This is a genomic window from Brevundimonas sp. NIBR10, from assembly GCF_027912515.1.
Classification (GTDB): Bacteria; Pseudomonadota; Alphaproteobacteria; order Caulobacterales; family Caulobacteraceae; genus Brevundimonas.
Window position 1 is genome coordinate 3,365,698 of sequence record NZ_CP115464.1, and the last position, 16,414, is coordinate 3,382,111.

Genomic DNA, 16,414 nt, shown 5'->3' on the forward strand with positions numbered 1-16,414 from the left:
CCTTGGCAATCGGGACGTGAGGGGACAAGATGCCCGCGCAGATCGGGAGCGGGCGATGCGATTGAAACTTCTGGCCTTCACAGCCGCCGCTGTCTGCCTCGCCGGCCCCGCCGCCGTCGCCGATGCGACCGCTGACGCCGCCGCCCTGGCCCTGATCGACAATCCCCAGGTCTGCGGTCAGGCCGGGTCGGCGATGACCACCGACCCTGTGACCTCCATGGTCATGGTCCCCGGCTTCGGCCCCGCCACCTATGCCGTCGATGCGACGCCGCAAGCCCAGGCCTGGTTCGACCACGGCGTCCGCCTGCGCTGGGCGTTCGAGCACACCGAATCCGTCCGCGCCTTCCGCAAGGCCCGCGCCCTCGATCCGACCTGTGGCATGTGCGCCTGGGGCGAGGCCTGGGCATTGGGGCCCAATCTGAACGGCGGCGGCACCGACGACGGCTCCCAACGCGCCGCCCTGACGGCCGCCCGTGACGCCCGCCGTCTGGCCCGCGACGCGACCCCGCTCCAGAAACAGATGATCGACGCCCTGATCCAGCGTTACTCGGGCTTCAAGTCGAGCCGCAGCCTTCGGTTCGCCCGCACCATGGACCGGCTGGCCCTGCGCAACCCCGCCGACCTTCTGGTCGCCTCGACCACCGCCGACGCCTGGATGTTGAATGCCGACGAATGGTGGGACGACGAGGGCAAGGCCGCCGATCCCGGCATCACCCGCGCCATGACCATCCTGGAACAGGCCCTGGCCCGCGCCCCCGACGACCCCGGCGCGATCCACCTCTATATCCACCTGACCGAATGGTCCGACGATCCGCACAAGGCCATTCCCTACGGCGAGCGTCTGGCCCGCCTGACGCCGGGGGCGAGCCACCTCGTCCATATGCCGTCGCACACATACTACCGCGTCGGCCGCTATCGCGACGCGATGCGATCGAACGTCGGGGCCGTGGCCCTGGACCGCAAGTATGTCGAGCTGGCTGACTCGCCCAACGGCATCCACGGCAAGCCCCTGCACGCCCACAACATCCATTTCGGCATGGGCGGGGCCCTGATGGCGGGCGGAGTGACCGACGGCCTGACCCTGGCCGACAGCTTCCTGTCGACATGGCCGGACATCGCGCCGGACAATGCCTGGCGTCAGCTGATGGCCAACGACGCCTACGCCATCTACGGCCGGTTCGCGGATCAGGACCGGGTCGCCGCGCTGAAGGAACCGCCCGCCGCCAACACCCTGCTGCGCACATCCTGGCGCTACGCCCGGGGCGAGGCTGCCGCCCGCCGGGGCGACGCGGCCGCCGTCCGCAGCGAAGCCGAGGCCATGGCCGCTCTGCGCGCGGCCATCCCCGACACCGCCCCCCAGGCCAAGGACGTCAAGGACTTCATCGAACTGTTCCAGAAGGTGCTGGAGGGTCGCGCCTTCATGATCTCGGGCGACCACCCGGCCGCCATCGCCGCCTATGCCCGCGCCGCCGCCATCCAGGCCCAGGACTCCGAGGGCGGCGACCCGCCCATCATCTGGTACCCAACCCGCCGCAGCCTGGCCGCTGCCATGCTGGCGTCCGGCGACGCCGCCGGGGCCAAGGCCAAGATCGAGGAACTGCTCAAAGACTGGCCCGCCGACCCCTACAGCTATTTCGTCCTCGCCCAGGCCGAGACGGCGCTCGGGAACCCCACCGCCTCCGCCGAGGCGATGCGCCAGTCGCGTGTGGAGTGGATCGGCGGGGAGATGACGCTGGGGCTGGCGTGATCATGGTGCGGCGGGCGACAGATCTCGACCGCCGCGGCGCACCGGCGGTTCACGGTGCCTTTATGCCCAAGCTCGCGACACTGCCGGCACCGCTGGTGTTTCCCCTCGGCTCTTTGGCGGCGATCCTCGTTTTTTTCGCCGTCAGCGGCTCGATCTGGATCGCGCATCTGAACAACACCCGTGTCCAGTATTTCCCCGAAGCCTTCCTGGAAAATGGCTGGCCACCCGGTCACCCTCGCGCGGGACAAGGCGGTGCGGTCATCGTCGATGCAAGCGAACAGGCCTGGTATAGTTCCTACTGGCGAGCCGCCGGCGAACCGTCCCTCTATCTGGCGAGCCGGAACCCTCAGTCCCCACAGTCGCGAAGCCTGCGCTTTACCTGGCTGCGGTCCTTCCATGCAGCGGTCATTGTCCGGGTCGATACTCTGGCCGACGGACGCCTGTACATGACAGCGACCCGACTCGACGGATCAAGCGGCTATGCCGGCTTGAAGGTTAGCCGAAAGATCGTCAGGCCCCTGACATCGGACGAGCACGACAGTCTCGCCGCCATGCTGGCTTCGACCTCGGTCCTGGCAATGGGCCCAGCCAACTACCAGATGGGTCTGGACGGTTCGAGATGGATCATCGAGGGCAGCGCGCCGGGTGAGTATCGCTACGTCAATCGATGGTCGCCTGATCCTGAATATTTCCCAGAAGCCATGCCCGTGCGAGAGGCGGGGCTGTTCCTGCTCGGTCTGACTGGCTGGAGCCTCGAACCCATCTATTGACCTACTCCGCCGCGTCGATCGCCTGCGCAACTTCCTCCGGCGAGATCCCCGCCGTCATCTTGCCGTTGATGATGAAGGTCGGCGTGCCCGTCAGCTTGAACAGCAGGGCCGTGGTGTGGATGTCGGCGATGTGGCGGTTGGTTTCGGGCGAGGAGATGTCCGCCTTGGCCCGCGCCAGATCGACGCCGGCGGCGACCAGCACCTGATCCACACTTTCGATGGTCAGGGCCCGCTCGGCCATCAGCCCTTCATACACCTCCAGATATTTCCCCTGCCTGTTCGCCGCGATGGCGGCGCGCGCCGCATATTGCGACACCGGCGGACCGTCGCCGCGATCCAGGATCGGCCAGTCCTTGAACACGAACCGCACGTCCGACCGCGGACCGCACCAGCCGCAGATAGTCGGGGGCCACCGCCTTGCAGCCTGGGCAGCGGAAGTCGAAGAACTCGATCACCGTCACCTTCGCGTTCTCGGGCCCGACGCTGGGATCGGCCGGATCGGGTCGCAGGAAGGCGGGATTGGCGGCGATGGCCGCGTTGGTCTGGGCGACCCGGGCCAGATCCTCATTGGCCTGACGCGCCGTCACGGCCTCGTCCAGCACCTCAGGGTGGGCCAGCAGATAGGCCCGGACCCGTGATCCGAACAGATCGGGCGACACCCAGGGTGCCGCCGCGAAACCCAGGGCGATCACCGACACCACCAGGGCAAGCACGCTGCGTCCGGACAGCCAGCGCATCAGGGCAGGCCGCGCAGGCCTGGTGCCCGGCTCGGCGGGGGGAAGGTCGTCGGTCATTCGGGGTCCGTCGGGATCAGGTGGCCGGGCCGGCGGCGGGGCGCGGCGGCGGCAGGCTCAGTGTCGGATTGGTCGGCTCGATCGTGGACGGCCGACGCCGCGCATCGCGGGCGTCAAGGTCGTTGACGTCCTGGACCGTCGCCCCGGAAGCCAGCACGATATCCATCGCCCGCCGCCATTCGATCGAGCGATTGTCCAGCAGCGGCCGGGCCCTCAGGGCGAACTGGGTCGCCTGCTGGTCGTCGCCGACCGCAAACCAGTATTCGGCCGAGGCCAGCCGCGCCTCGCCCTCCTTGCCCTGACTGGCATATGCCTGGCTCAGAAGACGCCAGGCCAGGGTGTTGTCGTCCTCGCGTGCCACGGCCCGTTTCAACTCGTCGATGGCCCGGTCCAGATTGGCCGGGTCGTTGGTCTCGATCAGGGCGTGGGCCAGGTTGACGCGCAACAGGGGGGCATCCGGCTTCAGCGACACCGCCTTCTCATGGGCCCCGATGGCGTCGGCGGGCTTGCCGTCCTCGAACAGGATCTGGCCGCGCAGTTCCCACAGATACGGATCGTCCGGCTTCTCGGCCAGCAGGGCATCGACCCCCGCGATGGCACGGTCGGTCTGGCCGTCGCGATAGTATCCGATCGCCCGCGCGTAGCGGCTCGGGAAGTCGGTCGCCGAGGCCGGATAGTCGCGCAGGGTCGCGTTCGGCGGGTCCATGAAGGCGTGAATCTTGGCCAGGATCAGGGCGTGTTGCGCCATACGTTCCGGGCTGTCGGCACGGCTATAGTTGGACATCGCCTCGACCGGCCGACGCAGGGCCTCGATCCGCTGTCCCGACAGCGGGTGGCTGCGGAAATAGGGATAGCGACGGGCGTCCGAAAACACCTCCTGCGACCTGAAATTCTCGAAGAAATCGACCAGCCCCTTGCCGCTTTCGCCCGCGGCTTCCAGCGCCCGAGCGCCCGAAATATCGGCCTCGCCCTCCTGGCTCTGCATGTAGCGGAGCGCGCCCAGGGTGCCGAAATACTGGCTGTTGGCCATCAGCATGGCCCCCGCACCAGGCTGTCCGACGGCGGCGGCCAGCGCGCCCAGCGCCATGGTCATCAGGAAGGGCTGCATCCCCGCATTGGACGCCCCATCCCGCAACAGGTGGCGGTTCTTGATATGCCCGGCCTCGTGCGCGACGACGCCCAGCAGTTCATTGGGCGTATCCGTCTCCAGGATCAGCCCGGTGTTCAGACCCATGATCCGGCCCCGCAGCGCAAACGCATTGAGGCTCGGATCGTTGATCAGCAGGACCTCGACCTCTTCCGGGTTCAGCCCCATGGCCACAAAGACCGGGTCCGACCATTCGCGGATGATGCCCTCGATCTCGGTGTCGCGGATCGCGCTCTGGGCCGAGGCCTGCGCCGGGACCGTCAGGGCGATCGCGATGGCGGCCAGACCGACGCCGAGCTTGCCCGTCCGCCGATGCACGACGGTCAGGGACGATGCGAGGCGCGCCAGTCGGTTCAAGCAGAACTCCCTATTTCGCGCCGGCGGGTTCCGGCGACGGGATCGGAGCGCGACGCTGGCCCGGATCAGTGACCCTTTTGCGGCGACGCGCTCCGTCTCGTTCTATCTAGGCGCTGGCATTCAGCGACGCCACCATCCACGCTTGGGCTTCTCGGGGGGTGCGGCGATCTGGGCCGGGTCGTTGGCGATGATCGCCGACAGGTCCGCCTCGGGCTTCGGAGCCGGGGCGTGGGCGACCAGTTCGGGCTCGACATGGACCGGCTCAGGCTCGGCCACCGGCTCCGCTTCGACCTCGACCGCCGCTTCGGCCTGAGCCTCGACGACGTCCTCGATCCGTTCGGCCTCGGCCTCGGCCGGGGTGACGTCCAGCACGACGGGTTCGCCGACCGGCTCGGCCTCATTGGGCTCGACGCCAGTGTCCAGATCGACATCGAGCGTCGCCGCCGAAGCACTGGCAGGCTTGCGCCGCACGCGCCGACGCTGGGGCTCGGCCGGGACCGCCGGTGCGTCCGGATCGGCGTCGGGCGACACCATCACGGCCATCGGCGATTCGGGTGAGCCGCCGGCCGGCATCCCCTCGTTGGTGGCGCGCGCCTCGACCTTCAGGTCATGCGGCTGGGCCGTGCGCTCGCCGCGACCCCGTCCGCGACGACGCCGACGCGAACGCCCGCCGTCACGATCGCCCGCGATCTCGCCCTCGGGCCGTTCACCGATCGGCTCCTCGACATCGGCGGCAGGACCGTCCGAGGCCATGGCCGGTGCCCGCTCGGCGCGGGGTTCGGGATTGATCGGGTCGAACCAGACATAGGGGTCGTTCAGGTCAGGCGTGCGGCCGCGCACCCAGAAGAAGGAGCCCGCGCCATCGCCGTCCTCACGGACGCGACGTCCGCCACGACGACCGCGACGACGGCGACGACCGGCTTCGGAGTCATCATCGTCGTCACCGGCGACCAGGATCGGCGCCTCGACGGCCTCGGCATCGCCGACCACGGCGACCTCCTCGTCACGACGTCCGCCGCGACGGCGCTTGCGACCCCGGCCACGATCGCGGTCACGACCGCCCTCGACCCGTTCGGCCCGCTCGCGCGGCGCATCGTCGTCCCCATCTTCGCGGTCCAGCTGGACCTCGTCCTCGTCGTCGACGATGTCGTCATCGTCCTCGTCTTCGTCCTCGTCGTCATAGGCGCTGTCGTCGAAGTCGTCGTTCAGGTCGAGGCCCTCGGCCGGATTGACGACGACGAAGTCCTCGTTGGTCTCGGTGCGCTCGATCGCGCTGTCGCCCTGGCCCAGGCTATCGTCGATCTGGATGATGACCGCCAGCCCACGCCGTTCCAGCAGCCGCTGCAGATAGTCGCGCTTGTGGTTCAGGATATACAGCGCCACGGCGGTCGAGACGCGCAGGTTGATCGACCCCGCCCCGTTCTTGCCGGCCTCGATGTCCACGGCGCGCAGCACCATCAGGGCGGCGGATTCAGCCGAACGGACGCGACCGGCGCCCTGGCAATGCGGACAGATTTCGGTGGCGCCTTCCAGCACGCCCAGACGGCGACGCTGACGGCTGATCTCCATCAGGCCGAACGGCGAGATCCGGCCCATCTGGATGCGGGCGCGGTCTTCCGACAGGGCGTCCTTCAGGATGCGTTCGACGGTCCGGTTGTTCTTGGACTCGTCCATGTCGATGAAGTCGATGACCACCAGCCCGGCCAGGTCGCGCAGGCGCAGCTGGCGCGCGGCCTCGACGGCGGCTTCGCAGTTGGTCTTGAACGCGGTCTGTTCGACGTTGCGTTCCTTGGTCGCCTTGCCCGAGTTGACGTCGATCGCGACCAGAGCCTCGGTCTGGTTGATCACCAGATATCCGCCGGACTTCAGCGTCACCACCGGCTGGTGGATGCCGGTCAGGACCTCCTCGATGCCGTTGGCCGCGAACAGCGGCCGCGAGCCCTGGTACAGATGCACCTTCTTGGCCTGCGAGGGCATCAGCACCCGCATGAAGTCGCGCGCCTCCTTGAAGCCCTCGACGCCCTCGACCTGGATGCCGTCGAAATCCTTGTCGAACATGTCGCGCACGGCGCGCCGGACGAGGTTCTCTTCCTCATAGATCAGGGACGGGGCGTTTGACGCCAGGGTCGTCTCGCGGATCGTCTCCCACAGACGCAGCAGGTACTCGTAGTCGCGCTTGATCTCGGCCTTGGTGCGCTTGGCGCCGGCCGTGCGGATGATCAGCCCCATGCCGCGCGGCACGTCCAGCGCCGCCGCCGCCGCCTTCAGACGCTTGCGGTCCGAGGCCTGGGTGATCTTCCTCGAAATCCCGCCGCCCTTGCCGGTGTTGGGCATCAGCACGCAGTAGCGGCCGGCCAGCGACAGCCAGGTGGTCAGGGCCGCGCCCTTGCCGCCCCGCTCGTCCTTGACGACCTGCACCAGCAGGATCTGGCGACGCCGGATGACATCCTGGATCTTGTAGCGCCGCATCAGGCGACGCTTCAGGCGTTCCTCCTCGGCCATCCCGCCTTCGGAATCGCCGTCGTCGGAATCGCGAGCGTGTTCGTCGTCCTGGTCATCATCAGCCGACGCGGCCTCGGCCATGATGGCTTCGCGGTCGGCGGCCGGGATCTGATAGTAGTCGGGGTGGATCTCGTTGAAGGCCAGGAAGCCGTGGCGATTGCCGCCGTACTCGACGAAGGCGGCCTGAAGGCTGGGCTCTACGCGGGTGACCTTGGCAAGATAGATATTGCCGCGAAGCTGGCGCTTCGTCTTGGATTCAAAGTCGAATTCTTCGACCTGGCGTCCGTCCACGATCGCGACGCGGGTTTCTTCCGCGTGCGCTGCATCGATCAGCATTGTCTTTGACATTGAAGGACTCTCTCTGGCGCGCTCTGCCGGTCCGTTGGAGGACAAGGGCGGCTCGCCGAATGGGATTGCAGGCCAGGGCGAGCGTCTTCCCGTCGAATCTCTCGACGATGGCCGTTTCCGGCCGGATGGGAGCGCAGGCGAAAAGGCCCATGGATTCAGTCGGTCCTGGACCCGGACGCGCCGTGATAGAGGCAGCGTCTTGAGGCCCGGTCTTCGATCCGTCGGCGCGAACGCCGGCCGGGTCTAGGATAGGTGAAAGTCGAAGCCGGCGGAGGTGGACGCGTCGGGGCCCGATCAGATCGGCCGACGCGGACGTTTCCGCGAGCAGACAAAGCATAGGCACTGTCAGGGGATAAGGAAAGGCGAACGTCGCCAATCTGTCGCCCGCCGCCCGTCGCTTAACGCATTCCACACCGCCGTCTGTCATCGTGGGCCCAACAAAGAAGGTGGGTGTCCGTCAGAATGTACGGTCGGTGGCGTTCCGAAATCGCACGGTGGGGGGCTCGCGAATGGGCCATGACCGCCATGGCCCTGGTCGTGCTGTGCGCCGGCCTGTTCGTCGGCGGGCGCGGTTTCGCCGGCGCGGCGGCCGACGTCCTGCGCGTGAGATTTGGCGGCGACGCCGAGCGGACCCGGGTGGTCGTCGACCTGGGTGGCACGGCGCGCGGCGCGGTGGTCGAGACCGGCGTTAACGGCAGCGTGGTCCTGACCCTGTCCGGCGTCGCGCCCCGCCGCAACCTGTCCGGCGCCGGCTCCGGCCTGGTGCGCGGCTATGAGGTCGACGCCGTCGGCACCGCCTCGCGCCTGGAACTCCAGCTGGCCAGCGCGGCCGAGATCGAGCGCCGCTTCCTGCTGCCGCCCGGCGACGGCGTCGCCACCTGGCGCTATGTCGTCGATCTGAAGGCCACCGGCCCCCGCCCTTCCAATCCCCGCCCGGTCGCGCCCCGCATGGAGCGCAACGCCCAAAAGCCCCTGATCGTCATCGATGCGGGCCACGGCGGACGCGATTCCGGTGCCCTCGGCGCCCGCCGCCGCGAAAGCGAACTCACCCTGGCCGCCGCCCTGGCACTGAAGGCCGAGTTGGACGCCACCGGCCGCTATCGCACCCAGCTGACCCGCGCCAACGACACCTATGTCGATCTGTACCAGCGCGTCCGGATCGCCCGCACTGCCGACGCCGACCTGTTCATCTCGCTGCACGCCGACGCCGGGGCCGACCCGGCCACGCGCGGCGCCTCGGTCTACACCCTGTCCGAACAGGGGGCGTCGCGCGCGGTTCGAGAGGTCACGCGGCGCGACGACTGGCACCGCGACCTGCATCTGCCGGGCCGCGACCCGTCGGTGGACCGCATCCTGCTGGACATGACCCAGCGTGCGACCCAGAACCGCTCGGCCCAGTTCGCCCGCGTCCTGCTGACCCATATCGAGGCCGCCGACCAGCCCCTGTTGCGCCGCAGCCACCGCGACGCCGGCCTGGCCGTCCTGCTGGCTCCCGACGTCCCCGCCGTGCTGCTGGAGATGGGCTTCATCACCAATCCCGACGACGAACGAGCGCTCGGCGACGCCACCCGCCGCCGCCGCCTGATGCGCGCCGTCGCCGAAGGCATCGACCGCTACTTCCGCGAACCCCCCGCCAACCTCCAGCTCGCCTCGACCGGCGTCGGCGCGGGCGGGCTCTGATCGAACGGCGCTCCGCCTCCCTTCCTCCTTGCCCCTCCGCCCCTTTTCCCCTATATGCCCCCGCTTTCCAGGGCTTCGGTCCTGATGCGGAACACCAAAGGGTTCGGGAAGTCATTCCGGCCGCCGCTTCAGGAGCCATCGCAGGCGCGACTTACCCGGTCCGCAGGCGCCGATGCCCTACAAGGGAGACGAACCCATGGCTCTTTACGAGCACACGGTCATGTCGCGCCAGGATATCAGCGCGCAACAGGCCGAAGCCCTCAATGACCAGATCAAGGACATCATCGTCGCCGGCGGCGGCTCGGTGGCCAAGATCGAATACTGGGGCCTGCGCAACCTGACCTACCGGGTCAAGAAGAACCGCAAGGCGCACTATTCCCTGCTCGCCATCGACACCCCCCCGGCCGCGATGGCCGAGGTCGAGCGTCAGCTGGGCATCAACGAAGACGTGCTGCGCTGGCTGACCGTCAAGGTCGAGGAACTCGATCTGGAACTGTCGCCCCTGCTGGCCCGTCGTGAGCGCGAGCGTGAACGCGATCGCGAACGTCCCGCGCGTGAAGACGCCGTGGTCGAAGCGTAAGGATCAGAACCATGACCGATACCACTGCTCCCCGTAACGTCCCGGGCACGCCCGCCGGCTCCGGCGGTTCCGGCCGTCGTCCGTTCAATCGTCGCCGCAAGACCTGCCCGTTCACGGGTGAAGGCGCGCCGAAGATCGACTACAAGGACGTCAAGCTGCTCCAGCGTTACATTTCCGAACGCGGCAAGATCGTGCCCTCGCGCATCACCGCCGTGTCCCAGATCAAGCAACGCGAACTGGCCAAGGCCATCAAGCGCGCCCGCTATCTGGCCCTCCTGCCCTACGTGGTGAAATAAGATGAAGGTCGTTCTGCTCGAACGCGTCGAGAACCTCGGCGCCATCGGCGACGTCGTCACCGTCAAGGATGGCTTCGCTCGCAACTTCCTGCTGCCGCGGGAAAAGGCCCTTCGCGCCACCTCCAAGAACCTGGAGAAGTTTGAACTCGACCGCGCCGCCATCGAGGCCCGCAACGAGCGCAACAAGGGCGAGTCGCAGAAGATCGCCGACAAGATCGACGGTCAGTCCTACGTCATGATCCGCCAGGCCGGCGAAACCGGCCAGCTCTACGGATCGGTCGCCGGTCGCGACGTCGCCGAGGCCATCCAGGCCGAAGGCGGCAAGGTCGAACGCTCGCAGGTCGTCCTGAACACCGCGATCAAGACCCTGGGCGTCCACGAGGTGGTGATCCGTCTCCACGCCGAGGTCTCGGCCACGGTCAAGATCAACATCGCCCGCTCGGCCGACGAAGCCGAACGTCAGGCCAAGGGCGAGGACGTGATCAAGTCGGCTTACGACGAAGATCGCGAACTGGCCGCCGAACAGGCCAACGACATGCGCGAAGGCGGCGCAGGCCAGCAGGACGGTCTCGGCTCCGAAGCCTGAGACCCCACTCCGGTCGAATGATTGAAGGGCGCGTCCTCACGGGCGCGCCCTTTTTCGTGTCCGTCGCGCGTCGGCTCTATGTCAAAAATGCAACGACGGGCCGCGAAGCGCAAAGGCCGTCCTTGACCGTCCCGGGTCGCGCACCCAGCTTGCAGCCAAGGACGGCATGGGGGCCGGCTCAGGCAAGAATTTGCCGCCGCCTCCGACAGACCGACCACGGGGATGAAGTCGGCGGCCAACGTCGACAGCTCAGGAAGCCCGCAATCGGCCCCGTCGCCATTCGGCGGCGGCTCAACATCTGGTCTGTCAGGCGCACATGCACATCCGTTCTACCCGCACCCTCCTTCTGGCGTTCGCCTCGGCCGGCGCCCTTCTGGCCCTCCCGATGGTCGCCTCGGCCCAGACCGCGCCGACCCCAGAGGAAGAGGCCGCAGCTCTCGAAGAGATCGTCGTCACCGGCACCCGCACCGTGGGCCGATCGCGCCTCGACACCATCGCACCCGTCGACGTGATCCAGGCCGAGACACTGACCCGCAACGGCACGGGTACCGAACTGGCCGCCGCCCTGGCCAACACCGCTCCGTCGCTCAGCTTCCCCCGCCCGGCCATCACGGACGGCTCCGACCACGTCCGCCCTGCGACCCTGCGTGGCCTGGCCCCCGACCAGACGCTCGTCCTGATTAACGGCCAGCGCGGTCACATCGGCGCCCTGGTCAACGTCAACGGCGCGCTCGGCCGTGGCTCTACCGCCTTCGACCTGAACACCATCCCCTCGGTGACCCTGGGCACCGTCGAAGTCCTGCGTGACGGCGCCTCGGCCCAGTACGGTGCCGACGCCATCGCCGGCGTCATCAATCTGCGCCTGCGCCAGGCCGACAGCGGCGGCGGCCTGACCCTGAACTACGGCATGTTCGACACCGAGTACGACACCGGCCGCGGCAAGCATTCGGAATCGGACGGCGAGCAGACCTCCCTGGCCGGCTGGATCGGCCTGCCCCTGTTCGGCGACGGCTTCCTGACCCTGTCGGGCGAGGCCCAGCGCCGCGAGCCCACCAACCGCTCCGACTATGCCGCCCCGGCCGCCGTCAACGGCGGCAATGCGACCACCGTCCTGGGCCGCTTCGGCGACCCCTACACCGAGGCCTACACCGGCTATTTCAACGCCGGCAAGCCGCTGTCGGCCGGCTGGGAGGCCTATGCCTTCGGCGGCTATCAGGATCGCTATTCGGAATCCGCCGCGACCGCGCGGGCCTTCAACAACGCCAACAACGTCCCGGCCATCTACCCCAACGGCTTCCTGCCGATCATCGCGGCCAGCATTACCGACTACAATATCTACGGCGGTGTGAAGGGTCCGGCACTCGGCTTCGACTGGGACATCTCGGCCGGCTATGGCCGCAACGAGATCGACTATGAGGTCCTGAACAGCCTGAACGCCTCCTACGGCGCGGCCTCCCAGCGTGAGTTCAAGGCCGGCGGCCTCGGCTACGGCCAGCTGACCATCGACATCGACGCGGTCAAACAGGTCGAGGTCAACCTGTATGAGCCGCTCAACGTGGCGCTCGGCGTCTCTTACCGGCGCGAGGATTTCTCGGTCAACGCAGGCGAGCCCGCCTCTTACAACAAGGGCCCCGTCGCCGCCGGCGGCTCGGGCTCGCAGGGCTTCCCCGGTTTCGCCCCGGCCAACGAGGTCGACGTCGATCGCTACAATGTCGGTGCCTACATCGACCTGGAAGGCAAATTCTCGGAACAGTTCAGCTTCGGCCTCGCCGGCCGCTACGAGGACTATTCGGACTTCGGCGACCAGTTCACCGGCAAGATGTCGGCCCGCTACGATTTCTCGCCGTCGTTCGCCCTGCGCGGCGCCATCTCGACCGGCTTCAAGTCCCCGGCCCTGCAACAGCAGTTCTTTAGCTACGTCGCCACCAACCTGATCACCACCGTGGTCGGTGGGGTGCCGGTGACGACCCTGTCCCAGAACGGCAGCTACCGGGTCGATGACCCCATCGCCATCGCCCTGGGTTCCAAGCCGCTCGAGCCCGAAACCTCGACCAACTACTCCGGCGGCGCGGTCTTCCGGCATGAGGGCTTCGAGCTGACCGTCGACGCCTACCGGATCGATGTGAAGGACCGGATCATCTATTCCGAGACTCTGGGCGTCGCCCGTCCCAGCCAGCTGGCGGCGACCACCAGCGCCACCCTGGCCCTGCTGGCCCCCTTCGGCGTCACCGGCGCGCGCTTCTTCCTGAACGGGGTGAACAACACCACCTCCGGGATCGACGTCGTCGCCCGTTACAAGACCGTCCAGGACTTCGGCCGCTTCGACTTCACCCTGGCCGGCAATTTCAACAACACCGAGGTGACGCGCGTTCCGCCCCTGCCCTCGAACCTGGCCATCCCGGTCTCGCCCAACTATCTGTTCGACCGCTCCAACATCCTGTCGTTCGAGCAAGGCACCCCGGAACAGAAGATCGTGGCCAGCGTGGACTGGAGCCTGGGCGGCTTCGGCGCCACGGCACGCCTGACCAGCTATGACTCCATCCTGGTCGCCAACAATAACGTCACCCTCGACTACGAGACCGGCGACGCGAACCTGCTGGACCTTGAAGGCCGCTACGCCTTCCCGATGGGCGTCGCCCTGGCCGTCGGCGTCAACAACGCCACCGACGCCTACCCCCGCTTCACGCCGACGACCATCAACGGCGCGACCGGATCGGTGGGTTTCCCCAGCTTCTCGCCCTTCGGCTTCAACGGCCGGTTCTTCTACGGACGCCTCAGCTACAGCTTCTGATCCGTCAGGATCGAAGCAGACAGGAACGGCGCGGGGAGCGATCCCCGCACCGTTTTTGTTGTCCTGTCAGCGTTGCAGCCTGATCGGCTCACCGGCGGGATCTTGACGCGACCCCGCCGATGCCGCCCGCGCCGTTAGTATTTCACGCTCAGCCTGGCGAACCAGAAGCCGCCGTTCATGCCGAACGGACCGCCCGATCGCGGATAGATCTGACCGTCGGCGGTGCTGCCGGTCAGGGCATAGATCGGGTTGGCCGTGGTCCCTGCGATCTTGTCCGGGTACTCGTCGAACAGATTGCTGGCACCGACCGTGATCGTATAGGCGTCGGCGATCGTGTAGCTGACGTCCAGATCGGCCGTGACCTTGTCGCCGAACACCTGGCCCGGATAGTCCTGCTCGCTCGCCCAGCTGCTGTAGTAGTTGGCGCGGCCGTTCACCGTGAAGCCCGCGACCTGCCAGTTGGCCGATACGATGGCGCGGTGCTTGGGCGTGATGTTCTCGATGTCGAAGATTCGATCCGCGCCGATGACGACCGGATCGAAATCGGTCACCTCGCTCTTGTTGTAGCTGTAGGCCAGGGTCAGGCTCAGCGGGTTTTCCAGCAGTTCGGTGCGATAGCTGGCGACCGCGTCGATCCCCTTGGTCTCGGTGTCGAAGCCGTTGGTGAAATAGTTGACGGCCCCGCCGACGCCGACCGCCGCGAGGGCGGGCTGGGCGACGATGTTCGCAGCGGTCACATTGAAGGTGCTGGTGATGCTGATCCGATCCGTCACCTCGATCAGATAGGCGTCCACCGTCAGGGTCAGGGCGGGGATCGGCTTCAGGATGAAGCCGGCGCCGAAGTTGACCGATTCCTCTGGCGTCAGGGTTTTCGCGCCGAAGAACTGGGAAATGGGGCTGCTGACCGGATAGGTACCGGTCTGGACCTGATTGCCGGCCGCGAAGGCGGTGGTCAGGATTTCGGTGGCACCCTGCCCCGGCGACGGGGCGTGGAAGCCCGAACCGACCGTGCCCCGGACCGAGAACATGTCGGACACTTCGTACAGGGCGTTCACCTTGCCGACGAAGGTGTCGCCGAAGGTGCTGTAATCCTCGTAACGGCCCATGACGCCGACCGACAGCGCCTCGGTGACGTCGGCCTCGGCACCGACGTAAACGCCATAGCTGGTCTGGGACGTGACCTTGGCCGATTCGGGCCGGGTGCCGCCGTAACCGCTGGCCCCGGGCGATTGGCTCGCCGAGCCGTCGGCGACATAGACTCCCGGCGAAACCAGCCGATACAGGCTCTGCACCGCATAGGGACCGGCGGCATAGGACTGCAGGTCGCCCGCCGTCTGCTCATACTCTTCGCGACGATGCTCGACGCCGCCCGACAGGGTGATCGGGCTCGCGAAGCCGACCTCCAGTGGATAGGTCAGGTCCAGGTTCAGATTGGCTTCGCGCTGGATCAGCTGGCCGAACTCGAACGAGGTCTGGCTCTGCGGGCCGAAGGATGCGTTCAGCGACTGCGTCATCGCCAGCTCCAGCGAGTTCTCCGCCAGGGTCGCCGACAGGTCGTAGGTCAGGCCGCTGTCGGCCTCACCCTTGGTCCCGAAGGTGCCGTAGGCCTGGTCGGCCACGCCCTGGAATCGGGGTGTGAAGCCGGCGGGATAGATCGAGGCGAAGCTGAAGGTATTGGTGTTTCGGACGAAGCCGCCTGTGGGGCAGGTCGCATTGCCGGTCGGGCATGGGGTCAGGAAGATCGGGTTGAAGGCGCCGTTGCGTCCCGGCGATCCCGTCGCGGGCGTGCCTGTGCCATTGTCGATCACCAGCCCCGTCGCCGAGATCGGCGAGCGATAGTTGAAGCTCTGGTCGGCTTCGCGGTGTCCTACGTTTACCGTCAAGTACAAGCTGCTGTTGGCGGTTAGATCATAGCCGGAGTTCAGGAACAGCTTGTAGCCGTCGGTCGGCGACGAGCCCCAGATCTGGACCGGGCCGGGGAAGTTGGGCAGTTGCGACGCCAGGCTGGGGTTGCTGGCCGCGAACACCGCCGCGACCGGCCGGGTCGCGCCACGGCTGGTCTGCTCGCCCTTGAAGTATTCGCCCGACAGGTTGACGAAGCCGTTGCCCCACAGGCTGAAGCCCGCATTGGCGGCGACCTGGTAGCTCTCACCGTCGCCGGCATAGTTCTGGCCATACTGGGTCAGGACTTCCAGGCCGCTGTCGCTGCTGCGGATGCCGTAGTTGATGACGCCGCCGATGGCGTCAGAGCCATACTGGGCCGTCGCGCCGTCGCGCAGTATCTGCAGGTTGGCGATCGCGATCGCCGGAATCATCGAGATGTCGGCGCTCTGCGCGCCCAGTGACAGCGCCGTGTCGCCGCCGCCGACGACCTGAACCAGGGCCGAGCGATTGTAGCGTTTGCCGTTGATCATCACCAGGATCTGGTCGGCGCCCAGACCGCGCAGCGACGGTGCCCGCACGAAGGTCGAGGCGTCCGAGATGGTGTTCTGCGGGACGTAGAACGACGGGACGATGTTCTTGATGACGTCCAGCATGTCGGCGGCAGGCTGGCCGACCAGTTCTTGCGCACTGATGATGTCGATCGGAGACGCCGAGTCGGTCGCCGATCTGTCGGTTCGGCGCGTGCCGAGGACGACGATTTCCTCGAATTCCGTTTCTTCCACCCCCGGCTCGGACTGCGCCCAGGCGGGTTGGGTCATAAGCAGGGCACCGAACGCGGCCCCGCTGCTCAAAAGCAGCTTGAGCGGCGTCGATTTGTCGTTTGTGCGCATACGGAAATTCCCATCGTGTTGAATCGATTGAATTTCCTGGCG

General features: G+C 67.3%; 12 protein-coding genes. 7 read left to right on the forward strand and 5 right to left on the reverse strand.

All coding sequences use genetic code 11. The features are described 5' to 3' along the window. The first annotated feature begins 55 nt into the window (after window positions 1-55). Window positions 56-1,747 carry a hypothetical protein gene (locus O5K39_RS16415; protein WP_271144673.1) on the forward strand — a complete coding sequence of 564 codons (1,692 nt, stop codon included), beginning with the start codon at window positions 56-58 and terminating at the stop codon, window positions 1,745-1,747. 62 nt (window positions 1,748-1,809) lie between these two features. Next, window positions 1,810-2,517 (forward strand): hypothetical protein, encoded by a 708-nt coding sequence (locus tag O5K39_RS16420; protein ID WP_271144674.1) that lies wholly within the window; start codon window positions 1,810-1,812, stop codon window positions 2,515-2,517. Window position 2,518: 1 nt separating this feature from the next. On the opposite strand, the gene O5K39_RS16425 is transcribed toward O5K39_RS16420, so the two are convergent. From O5K39_RS16425 to O5K39_RS16440, 4 genes are all read right to left on the reverse strand, one after another. Further along, entirely contained in the window at window positions 2,519-2,878 is a 360-nt protein-coding gene (locus O5K39_RS16425) for a DsbA family protein (protein WP_348637114.1), read from the reverse strand. After that, window positions 2,766-3,311 (reverse strand): thioredoxin domain-containing protein, encoded by a 546-nt coding sequence (locus O5K39_RS16430; protein WP_271144676.1) that lies wholly within the window; start codon window positions 3,309-3,311, stop codon window positions 2,766-2,768. Before O5K39_RS16430 ends, O5K39_RS16425 begins: the two co-directional genes overlap by 113 nt. Window positions 3,312-3,327: 16 nt before the next feature. Then, window positions 3,328-4,815, reverse strand: coding sequence for a M48 family metalloprotease (locus O5K39_RS16435; RefSeq protein ID WP_348637115.1), 1,488 nt, complete (start codon window positions 4,813-4,815; stop codon window positions 3,328-3,330). Window positions 4,816-4,935: 120 nt separating this feature from the next. Next, window positions 4,936-7,665, reverse strand: a complete 2,730-nt coding sequence (locus O5K39_RS16440) for a ribonuclease E/G (RefSeq protein ID WP_271144677.1) — start codon at window positions 7,663-7,665, stop codon at window positions 4,936-4,938. Window positions 7,666-8,181: 516 nt separating this feature from the next. On the opposite strand from O5K39_RS16440, the gene O5K39_RS16445 reads away from it, so the two are divergent. From O5K39_RS16445 to O5K39_RS16465, 5 genes are all read left to right on the forward strand, one after another. Continuing rightward, on the forward strand, window positions 8,182-9,345 hold the full coding sequence (locus tag O5K39_RS16445; protein WP_271144678.1) for an N-acetylmuramoyl-L-alanine amidase: 1,164 nt from the start codon (window positions 8,182-8,184) through the stop codon (window positions 9,343-9,345). Window positions 9,346-9,541: 196 nt separating this feature from the next. After that, the gene (rpsF, locus tag O5K39_RS16450; RefSeq protein ID WP_271144679.1) at window positions 9,542-9,925 is read left to right on the forward strand and encodes a 30S ribosomal protein S6; all 384 of its coding nucleotides are present in this window, start codon (window positions 9,542-9,544) and stop codon (window positions 9,923-9,925) included. A gap of 11 nt (window positions 9,926-9,936) precedes the next feature. Continuing rightward, a complete protein-coding gene (gene rpsR / locus O5K39_RS16455) occupies window positions 9,937-10,221 on the forward strand; it encodes a 30S ribosomal protein S18 (RefSeq protein ID WP_271144680.1) in 285 nt (94 codons plus the stop codon). Between the two features lies 1 nt (window position 10,222). Beyond that, window positions 10,223-10,807, forward strand: a complete 585-nt coding sequence (gene rplI / locus O5K39_RS16460; protein ID WP_271144681.1) for a 50S ribosomal protein L9 — start codon at window positions 10,223-10,225, stop codon at window positions 10,805-10,807. 316 nt (window positions 10,808-11,123) lie between these two features. Continuing rightward, a complete protein-coding gene (locus O5K39_RS16465) occupies window positions 11,124-13,598 on the forward strand; it encodes a TonB-dependent receptor (protein ID WP_271144682.1) in 2,475 nt (824 codons plus the stop codon). A 134-nt stretch (window positions 13,599-13,732) separates the two neighbouring features. On the opposite strand, the gene O5K39_RS16470 is transcribed toward O5K39_RS16465, so the two are convergent. Continuing rightward, the gene (locus tag O5K39_RS16470; RefSeq protein ID WP_271144683.1) at window positions 13,733-16,372 is read right to left on the reverse strand and encodes a TonB-dependent receptor; all 2,640 of its coding nucleotides are present in this window, start codon (window positions 16,370-16,372) and stop codon (window positions 13,733-13,735) included. Window positions 16,373-16,414: the final 42 nt, after the last annotated feature.